Annotated in this window: 6 protein-coding genes, 1 tRNA gene and 1 other RNA gene; 4 read left to right on the plus strand and 4 right to left on the minus strand. The window is 64.8% G+C overall.

Going from position 1 to position 9,650, the window contains the following annotated elements; all coding sequences use genetic code 11:
- Positions 1-7: 7 nt before the first annotated feature.
- Together D5687_RS08985 and ssrA are read right to left on the minus strand one after the other, a co-directional pair.
- The gene (locus tag D5687_RS08985; RefSeq protein WP_158611830.1) at positions 8-2,902 is read right to left on the minus strand and encodes an EAL domain-containing protein; all 2,895 of its coding nucleotides are present in this window, start codon (positions 2,900-2,902) and stop codon (positions 8-10) included.
- A gap of 201 nt (positions 2,903-3,103) precedes the next feature.
- Positions 3,104-3,465: a transfer-messenger RNA gene (gene ssrA / locus D5687_RS08990) on the minus strand.
- Positions 3,466-4,018: 553 nt separating this feature from the next.
- On the opposite strand from ssrA, the gene D5687_RS08995 reads away from it, so the two are divergent.
- On the plus strand, positions 4,019-4,672 hold the full coding sequence (locus D5687_RS08995; protein ID WP_158611831.1) for a GNAT family N-acetyltransferase: 654 nt from the start codon (positions 4,019-4,021) through the stop codon (positions 4,670-4,672).
- 211 nt (positions 4,673-4,883) lie between these two features.
- On the opposite strand, the gene D5687_RS09000 is transcribed toward D5687_RS08995, so the two are convergent.
- Positions 4,884-4,959 (minus strand) — tRNA-Thr (locus tag D5687_RS09000).
- A gap of 37 nt (positions 4,960-4,996) precedes the next feature.
- A complete protein-coding gene (locus D5687_RS09005; protein WP_158611832.1) occupies positions 4,997-5,941 on the minus strand; it encodes a CHAD domain-containing protein in 945 nt (314 codons plus the stop codon).
- 161 nt (positions 5,942-6,102) lie between these two features.
- Here D5687_RS09005 and D5687_RS09010 point away from each other — a divergent pair, with 161 nt between their 5' ends.
- From D5687_RS09010 to ubiB, 3 genes are read left to right on the plus strand one after another with little or no spacing between them, the layout of a single operon-like run.
- A complete protein-coding gene (locus D5687_RS09010) occupies positions 6,103-7,218 on the plus strand; it encodes a phospholipase A (protein ID WP_158611833.1) in 1,116 nt (371 codons plus the stop codon).
- Between the two features lie 25 nt (positions 7,219-7,243).
- The gene (locus tag D5687_RS09015) at positions 7,244-7,882 is read left to right on the plus strand and encodes an SCP2 domain-containing protein (RefSeq protein ID WP_125199449.1); all 639 of its coding nucleotides are present in this window, start codon (positions 7,244-7,246) and stop codon (positions 7,880-7,882) included.
- Complete coding sequence (gene ubiB / locus D5687_RS09020; protein WP_125199450.1) at positions 7,882-9,540, plus strand: ubiquinone biosynthesis regulatory protein kinase UbiB; 1,659 nt, start codon at positions 7,882-7,884, stop codon at positions 9,538-9,540. The genes D5687_RS09015 and ubiB overlap by 1 nt, the downstream gene beginning before the upstream one ends.
- Positions 9,541-9,650: the final 110 nt, after the last annotated feature.

Raw genomic sequence — 9,650 nt, forward strand, 5'->3', positions numbered from 1 at the left:
AGCAGCGTTACTCGGCCAAGAGGCGGGCGAAGGCGGCAGGCGGCAGCGGCGGGCTGAAGAGATAACCCTGGTAGCTGTCGCAGCCGTTGGCGCGGAGGAAGCCCAGTTGCGCCTCGGTTTCGACACCCTCGGCGATCACCGACAGGCGCAGCGCGTGCCCCATGGCGAGGATGGCACCGGCAATCTCGCGGTCATCGTTGTTGTCGGCCAGATCATCGATGAAGCGCTTGTCGATCTTCAGGACATCGATGGGGAACTGGCGCAGGTAGGCCAGCGAGGAATACCCGGTGCCGAAATCGTCGATGGCCAGGTGCAACCCCAGCCGACGCAGGGCACGCAGCAATCGGACGGAACGCTCCTGCTGATGCATCAGTGCGCTCTCGGTCAGCTCGAGCTCGAGCTGATCGGGTGGGTAGCCGGTCTCGTCGAGCGCCGCCCGGACCCGGTCGACCAGCGACTCATCGTGCAGCTGCCGCGCCGAGAGGTTCACCGCCAGCCTGGGGACCGGCAAGCCGGCATCGCGCCATTCGCTCCCCTGGCGGCAGGCCTCTCGCAGGACCCATTCACCCAGGGTGGCGATCATCCCGGTCTGTTCGGCCACCGGAATGAAGGCATCCGGCGGCACCAGCCCCCGTTCACCGTCCCGCCAGCGCACCAGCGCCTCGGCACCGATGATGCGGCCGCTGGCGATCTCGATCTGGGGTTGATAATGCAACTCGAGCTCACCGGCCTCGATCGCTCGGCGCAGGCGGGTTTCCATCTCGATGCGGTGGCGGGCACTGGCCGTCAGGCTGTCGTCGAAGAAGCGGAACCCCCCGCGCCCCTCGGCCTTGGCGCGATAGACCGCCGCATCGGCCTGTTGCAGTAGTGCCTCGGGGCTACCGCCGAAATCCGGATAGCAGGTGATGCCGACACTCGCGCCCAGGCGCACCTCGCTGCCGTTGTCCAGTCGCCACGGTCGGCTGAGCACCTCAATGATCGTCTCGGCCAGGCCCGCAAGATCGGTTCGGCTGACGTTTTCCGCCAGCACCGCGAACTCGTCACCGCCCAGCCGGGCGAGGCAACGCCCCTCGAGCAGCGATTCCAACCGTTGGGCGGCCTGGCGCAACAGGGTGTCACCCACGTGGTGACCATAACTGTCGTTGACGTCGCGGAAACGATCGAGATCGATCAGCAGCAGCCCCAGCGCCGCCACCTCGGCCGAAGCGACGCGATCACGCAGATGCGACAGGAGCAGCGCGCGGTTGGGCAGGTCGGTGAGCGCATCGTGGCGGGCGAGGAAATCCAGCCGCGCCTCGGTGGCCCGCAGCCGCGACATGTCGGTGAACAGGTGGACCACGTGATCGCCCTCGCCGGCCGGCCCGACCACCCGGCTGATCGCGCGCAACTCGGGGAAGATCTCGCCGTTCTTGCGCCGGCTGGTCAACTCGCCCTGCCAGTGCCCGCTCGCCGCCAGTTCGTCTCGAATCGCTGACCAGGGACTCGTCGCGTGCTCGGCGTCCAGCAGGGTAACCGGCCGACCCAGCACCTCGTCCTCGGTGTAGCCGGTCAAGGACTGGAACGCCCGGTTGACCATCACGATCCGCTCGTCGGCATCGGTGATGATCACGCCCTCGAGCGTGTTTTCCAGTACCGCGGCCGCCTCGCGCTGGCGACGCTCGCCCTCGCGCTGCTCGGTGATGTCGGTGACCACCCCCTCGATCCGCTCGACCTGTCCGTGCTCGTCGCGGAAGACGTGGGTGAGATCACCAACCCAGCGCGGGGTGCCATCGGCATGCAGGATGCGGTACTCCTGGCGGTAGGCGGTCGCCCCGGCGGCGAGGCGCTCTTCGACCTCCGCGTCCACCCGTTCCATGTCGTCCGGGTGGACGATGTCGGCGAAGTGACGGCTGCCGTCGAGGAACTCCTCGGCCGTGTACCCCCAGCGCGAGACGTTGCCGGAGACGAACGCCACCGGCCAGCCAGGCCTTGGCAACCAACGGAACAGCACCACCGGGCTCGCCTCGATCACCTCGTGGGCCGTCTCCAGGGCACGACGGGTTTCGGCAAGCCGCCGACCACGGATCGCCGACACCCGACGCAGTCGCCACACCACACCGAGGGCCGCAAGTAGCAGGAGCCCACCGATGGCAATCAGCCACCCCACCCAGCCGGGCGCAGCCACCCGCGGACGCTCCCCCAACCAATGCTCGAGGATGTCGAAATAGACCGAGTCACCATCGCCCTGCCAACGCGCGAGATGCTGATCGATCGCGTCCAGCAACTCGGGATTGAGCCCCTGCCCGGTCGCAAAGAACAGCCGGGCCGGCTCCATGACCACCGGCGTGCGCTTGAGGCCATAGTCGGCGTGATAGCGACTGCCGAACAGGTGATTGACGAGTGCCACATCGGCTCGTTCGGCGGAGACGACCTCGAAGGCGGCATGAAAGTCCTCGACGAGCAGCGGCTCGAAGGCGATGCCGAACTCGTCGAACAAGGCATCGATCCGCGCCTGCTGGATCGATCCCTCCAGCAACGCGATGCGCCGCCCGGCCAGATCGAAGATCGAGTTCACCTCGAGGTCCGGGTGCCGATAGACCTGCGACCAACTGTGCAGGGCAGGCAGGGTGTGAAAGTCGAGTCGAGCCTCGCGCTCATCGCTTATGGCCACATCGGGCATCAAGTCGATTTCGCCGCGTTGGGTTCGGTCCAGGCACTCGGACCAGGCGCATTCCTCGAACGACAGGACCCACCCTTCCTCCGTCGCAATGCGTTCGATGAGCTCGACGAAAATGCCCGAAGGGTGGCCCTCGGCATCACGGAATACCTTCGGGTCGTTCTCATAAAGCCCGACCGTCACCTCGCGGGCCGACGCCGTGGTGGCCAGCAACGACAACGCCAGTGCCCAGGCCAATCTCCGCATGGCCCGGCCTAAGCCTTCGCAAAACAGTCGGTTAATTCCATAACCGGATAATGGCATGTCCTACCGCATTGCGGAACGACTGAATCGACGGCTCGGCCTGCATGGCCGGCGGGGCGTTCGTCAATCGGCGACGACTGGGCGACGACTGGGGGAGACAAAAAAAGGGCCAACCATCGCTGGCTGGCCCTTCTCGGCGGAGTTTGGTGGAGGTGGCGGGAGTCGAACCCGCGTCCGCAAGCCCTACGCTCTCGGTCCTACATGCTTGTCCTGTCTATTGCTTTAACCGAGTACTACCCGACAGGCAGGGAAGATACTCGGCGAGTCCGGCTAGAGTTTTAGTGGATCCACGCCGGACGCGCTTCACCACGAGCTTGTGAGAGTCGACGCCTGGGTTCCGGACGCACAAGCACGGCTCCGGCCAGACGGCACCCTACAGGGTTTTAAGCTGCGAGTGCGTAGTTGTCGTCGTTGGCAACTATTGGTTTTGCAGTTGTTTAACGAGGAGACTACACCTCGGCATGCACCTTGAGTTTCGTGACCCACGTCGAAGCCGTATCACCCCCGGCTTGCTACATGTATTGGGTCGTCACTCGAGATTTCAAGTCCCCGGCAACCGTCCGAGGACGTCAAACCGGGTTCAGGATCTTCTGATGAATCAGACCCGAGCACGGGCGGGAAGTTCCGCATCGACGACCGTCGGCGCGGCCCATGCTCCGGACATCGCAGTCTAGGTCATTACCGCGCCGGGCACAAAACCAATGGCGCGCACCGCCCCTCACTCAACCCGACGATCGGATGCCTCACCGTCTGTCGAAAATGCGATCGAAAGTATCGCGACGCCCGTATTTTTGGGCTCAGGGGAACCATGACGGAGACAGGGGGCACTAAGCAGTCATTGCTCGAACCTGTTCAACAGCTCCTTCCCGGAAGATTAAGGCCGGGTTTCAACGCTGTCGGCGGACCTGCTCGTCCGACTTGAGGTGAACGCCGCGGATCCACGTGGGCACACCCGAACCTTCGGGGAAAGCAGTTTGCGTCCGATCCGGGGAGAGGCCATCGTGGCCCGCCGTGAGGGCGGCGGCCGCACAAACCATCAACCGCGAAGGAAAACTGATGATGACCGACATGAGCGCGGCATTGAGCGAGCTGCCCGAACGGGTCGTCATGCAACCAGCGGACGCGCTATCGACACGGGTCGAGGTCTACCAGGTCAGGGATCGTCACCCCACGATCGAGGAACAACAGATGGCGGCGGTCGGACCCACGGTATTCCGTCCGCTGCTCGGCGAGGCCGTTACCCAGCGTCGTATTTTCGCCGAGACAGTCGACTACTCGCGCATTCTCTTTCTGCGTGCCGACGATTCGCTGGTCGGCCACCTGCAGTTCTACCTCGATGGCAAGGGGCCGCAGCGAGTGATCTGGTCACGCGTGCGGCGCGAGTTCGGCTGCCCCCACGGCGCACCACGTGCGCTGGGGGCAGAGGCCGTCATGCGCTGGATGGCGGCCCAAGGGCCTTATATCAGTCGGCTCATCATTCGCCCGGAGTACCGCGGCAGGGGGTTCGGCAGCGTCCTGCTCGAAGCGGCGATCGATCATTTGCGCGAGCAAGGTGTGCGACAAGTCACGCTCGATGCCTGGGCCAGCGAAAAGCACGTTCAGCGGTTCTACCGGCGGCATGGCTTCATCGCTTGCGAAGACCCGAGTCCGATCTGGCTGCTGTTCAATCGTGTCGGCGGTTCGGGCGTCACCTGGTATGTGAAAAGGCTCTAGCGGGTCGTCCACGGGGGATATGTGTTCCCGTGGTCGAGAATGCCTTCCACACGCCCGGTCATGCCTCCGAATCGGAGACAGTCATAAAAAGTCGGGAAGCGTTAACGGCCCACCGGTCGGGCAATCCACCTTGCGGGGCCCGAGGGTGTACGTTGAGGGAGCAATCAGGAACAGCGTTGATTGCTGCCGCCCTGATTCCAGGCGAGGAAACTGGTGCCGGAGATAGGAGTCGAACCTACGACCTTGGCATTACGAATGCCCTGCTCTACCAACTGAGCTACTCCGGCGCGGGACCGGGCATTTTTGTCGTTTTCCCCTGGCTTGTCAATTCGCCGCCGGAGCGGCCTTTTCGAGCTCGCCGATCAGGCGGTTACGGGCGGTATACAGCCGTTTCTCGGACGCCGGACGGCGTGCTTCCCAGTCACGCCACATCACCTCGAACTGGGCGTCCTGCCAGGCCGACAGCCGGATGGTGTCGTCGCGCACGCCAGTGAAGGTCTGGCTCAAGGGTCTCGCCTGCTTACCCGGGCGGGCGAGAGGCGCGGGCAGCGCGTCAGTCAGCAACCAGCCGGCGTAATCGGCCAAGTGCGCACGGAAGACCACCAGATCGTGCAGGTCGCCCAGCCAGTCCTGGATGGTCTTGAGATCGGCGAGCATGGGCTCGACCACGGCAAAGGGCTCGTCCATGGGTTCGATCAGGTAGCGCAGATGCTTGACCTGGATGCGCGCGGCATGAAACCCCGAGCGACCCGCCGAAAGGTCACGCTCGATGTGTTCGGTCATCATGGAGACCTGGCTCGCGAACCAGCGACCGAACGGAACGGTGCCCTTGCGTGCCCGCGGCTTGAGGCCGGGCTTGACGTCGAACGCCAGATCGCCGACCACCGGCTGACGTTCATCGGCTAGGCGACGTATCCGCGCCGCCACATCGGCACAGTCGGCATCCTTGGCGACCCGGTCGAGCAGTTCGAGCATCACCTCGTGATCGCGCATCGGGCTGCTCGAACGGGCCAGCGCCTTGAGTCGCCGCCGCGTTGACTTGCGCGTGCGCACGACGTCACGCGACAAACGCAACCAGACGCGCAGGCGCCGCAACTCGACCCGCAGGTCGTGCAGGGCCTCGGGGTCGTCGGCCGCCTCGAGGTAATGGGCCCAGGCACGACGGAAGACGGCCTGCTGGGCGCGAATGAGCACGGCTGCGATCTCGCCGGCCGGCTGGGTGAGGAAATCGGCGTCCAGTTGCCGAGCGTGCTTCTTGGCCTGTCCCATGCTGCCCTCCGGGGTCCGCGGGGGAACTCCCGTCCATCCGGCAACTCTGAATGAGTCGCCGACGGGCCTTTCCCGGCACGGATTCGACATGCCGGTTCGGCGTTCCATTCGGTACCGTCTATCATGGCCCACCGGCCGCCATCCATCAAAGACTTGCCGCCATGTCCCATTTCTTGTTCCGTCCCAACCACCTCCACCTGTCCGCTGCGCTGTCCGGACTCGCGCTGCTGGGCGTTCTGAGTCCGGCCACCGCCCAGACCGACACGCCCGACTGGTCGGCATGTGCCGCGATCGATGCCGACGCAAAGCGGTTGGCCTGCTTCGATCGACTGGCCTCCAGCGGCCCGGCAGCACTCGAGGACGATGCCACGCAGGCCGAAGAGCAGGGGCAGACGACAAGCAACACCAGTACTGGACCGGTCGCCGCGTCGCAAGCGGAAGAGGATGAGTCCACCCCGATGATCAACGAATCCCAGCCGGTGGCCCTGGAGCGTCGACTCAAGTCGGAGCAGTCGGGTGAGCGCAATCCGTTCGTGATGCGCAGCTACAAGCCGAACTACATCATGCCGGCGACCTATACACCGACCGACCTGTCACGCGACGTCTACGACTTCGAGCCCCAGCACGCCGAGACCAAGTTCCAGCTGTCGTTCCAGTTCGACTGGTTCGAGGATCCATTCGGCCCCAACACCGCGCTGTATTTCGGCTACACCCAGCTCTCGCTCTGGCAGACCTACAACACCGAGTTTCTCGGCTCCGACGAGGACGCCTCCTCCCCGTTTCGCGAGACCAACTACGAGCCCGAGGTGGGCGTGAGCTTCAACACGGATTTCTCGCTGGCCGGCCTGACCTTCAAGCGCTCCCGGCTATCGCTGATCCACACCTCCAACGGCCAGGGTGGTGAGCGTTCGCGCAGCTGGAACCGGCTCGCCGCGAGCACCTCCTTCGGTCGCGGCCATTTCGCCGGTCGCCTCCGCGGCTGGTATCACCTGCCCGAGGCGGGTGAGGAGCAAAACCCGGACATCACCGACTACATGGGATACGGCGACCTGATGCTGGCCTACAAGTGGAAAGACCAGACCATCGCGGCCACCCTGCGCAACAACCTCGACTTCGCCAACAACAAAGGCGCCGTCCAGGTGGACTACAGCTTCCCGCTGTCGAAACGCGTCAAGGGCTATGTGCAATACTTCAATGGCTACGGGGAAAGCCTGATCGACTACAATCGCTCGGTCAGCCGTATCGGCTTGGGCATCGCCCTGACCGACTGGCTCTGATCCATTCGTCACTGCCCGTGCCCCCATGATTTCCACCGCCCTGCGTTTCAGCGCCGAAACCGTCATCAATCGACTAATTCAGCGCGACACGAACGCGCGCGCCCGACTGGCAGACCTGTCCGGCCTGGTGATCGCCGTCGAGATCGAACACCCCCATCTCACGATCACCGTCACGCCTACCACCAACGGGCTGATGTGGCGAGCCGCCGATGACCTGCCACCCGATGCCCGCATTCATACCAGCGGCCCGGCGTTGCTGGCCGTCCTGCAGCGCGAGCACGCCTCGGACTCGCTGTTTACCGGCGATCTCACCATCGAGGGCGACGAGCAGGCGGCCACCCGCTTCCTACGCGCCTTGAGCGAGCTCGATATTGACTGGGCCGACTGGCTGGCCGAAAAAGTCGGCGTCTCAGCCGCCGGGGTGGTCGAACAGGCGGCACAGCAAGCCCAACGAAACGCGGCTGAATGGCGCGAAACCCGCCGCATCGAACAGCATGACTACCTGGTGCACGAGGCCCGGATCATTGCCGATGACTTCGACCTGCCGGACTTTCTCGAGGGCGTGGACGAGACACGCGCGGCCGTCGAGCGGCTCGAGCGTCGCATCGAGCGCCTCGAGGCAGCCGCTGGCAACGCGCCCCGCAACAACCCCGAGGAGGCCTGATGCGACCCCGACTGCTCTGGCGCCTGGTGGTGATCCAGTTCGTGCTGCTGCGCCACGGCCTCGACGAGATCGTGCTGGCGCTCAAGATCTTCCGCCCAATCCGCTTCCTCAAGTTCGCGTCGCCCTGGTACTGGTTCTCGAACAACCGCCAGCGCACGCGCGGCGAACGGCTGGTCGCGGCACTCGAAGACCTCGGGCCGATCTTCGTCAAGTTCGGTCAGATGCTCTCCACCCGGCGCGACCTGCTGCCACCGGATCTGGCCGAGGCCTTGTCCGCACTGCAGGATCGAGTCCGCCCCTTCCCCGCCGAGGTTGCCCGAGCGCGCATCGAGGCGGCACTCGGCGCCTCGGTCACCGAACACTTCGCCTGCTTCGAGGCCGAGCCGCTGGCCTCGGCGTCGATCGCCCAGGTGCATGCCGCCACGCTGGACGACGGCCAGGAGGTGATCGTCAAGATCACCCGGCCGGGCATTCATCGCCGCATCCGCAGCGATCTCGAGATCCTCTACACCGTGGCGCGACTGGCCGAACGCTACTGGTCGGAAGGCCCGCGCCTGCACCCGGTGGAAGTGGTCACCGAGTTCGACAAGACCCTGATGAACGAGCTCGACCTGCAGCGCGAGGCGGCCAACGCCGCCGAACTCAAGCGCCAGTTCGAGGGCTCGCCGATGCTCTACGTGCCGGCGGTCTACTGGGACTGGTGTCGCACCGACGTGCTGGTCCAGGAGCGTATCCACGGCATTCCGATCGCGCGCACGGACCTGCTACGCGCGGCGAACGTCAACATGCAGCGGCTGGCCGAACGCGGCGTGGAGGTGTTCTTCACCCAGGTGTTCAAGCACAACTTTTTCCACGCCGACATGCACCCGGGCAACATCTTCGTTGACGCGAGCGACCCGGAGCAGCCGCGCTACATGGCGGTGGATTTCGGCATCGTCGGTTCGTTGATGCCCGAGGATCAGCGCTATCTCGCCGAGAACTTTCACGCCTTCTTCAACCGCGACTATCGCCGCGTGGCCGAGCTGCACGTCGAATCGGGCTGGGTGCCGAACACCACGCGGGTCGAGGAATTCGAGGCGGCGATCCGCACGGTCTGCGAGCCGATCTTCCAGAAGCCGCTGCGCGAGATCTCCTTCGGCCACTTCCTGCTGCGACTGTTCCAGGTCGCGCGCCAGTTCGACATGGAAGTCCAGCCGCAGCTGGTCCTGCTGCAGAAGACACTGCTGGCCATCGAGGGACTGGGCCGGGAGCTCTACCCGGACCTCGACCTCTGGCAGACCGCCAAGCCGTTCATCGAACGCTGGATGCGCGAGCGCATCGGCCCCAAGGCCTTTCTCGAGCGCTTCAAAGACGAACTGCCCTATCTCAACCAGCACCTGTCCGAACTTCCGCGCCTGTCCATCCAGGCCATGCAGCAGGTCCATCGCCAGTCGGAGATCCTCGAAGGGCAACGCCGCGAGCTGGTATCGCTCCGCCACGAGGCCCATCGTGATCGGGCCCGCAACCGCCTGACGCTCATCGGTGCGCTGTTGCTGGTGGTGTTCCTCGCCACGCAGGGTGGACGCATCGAGCAGGAGGGCATCACGGCCTTGTCGTGGATCGGCTGGGCGGAACTCGTGGGTGCTGCCAGCTTTCTTTTCGCCGCCCTGCGTCGCTGACGAATCTGTAAATCGATCGGCTTTCCAGCCGCGCAAACAAAAACCCCCGCAGTCATGAAGTGACCCCTGAAAGTTGGACACCCATCCAACTGACAGGGGTTTTCTTATGG

Origin of the sequence: Guyparkeria sp. SCN-R1 (genome assembly GCF_003932495.1) — a bacterium.
Taxonomy (GTDB): Bacteria; Pseudomonadota; Gammaproteobacteria; order Halothiobacillales; family Halothiobacillaceae; genus Guyparkeria.

Excerpts from the sequence above, each read along its gene's own strand:
- D5687_RS08995 (WP_158611831.1), top strand. The coding sequence starts at position 4,019 with ATGACCGACATGAGCGCGGCATTGAGCGAGCTGCCCGAACGGGTCGTC.
- D5687_RS09005 (WP_158611832.1), bottom strand. The coding sequence starts at position 5,941 with ATGGGACAGGCCAAGAAGCACGCTCGGCAACTGGACGCCGATTTCCTC.
- D5687_RS08985 (WP_158611830.1), bottom strand. The coding sequence starts at position 2,902 with ATGCGGAGATTGGCCTGGGCACTGGCGTTGTCGTTGCTGGCCACCACG.
- D5687_RS09015 (WP_125199449.1), top strand. The coding sequence starts at position 7,244 with ATGATTTCCACCGCCCTGCGTTTCAGCGCCGAAACCGTCATCAATCGA.
- ubiB (WP_125199450.1), top strand. The coding sequence starts at position 7,882 with ATGCGACCCCGACTGCTCTGGCGCCTGGTGGTGATCCAGTTCGTGCTG.
- D5687_RS09010 (WP_158611833.1), top strand. The coding sequence starts at position 6,103 with ATGTCCCATTTCTTGTTCCGTCCCAACCACCTCCACCTGTCCGCTGCG.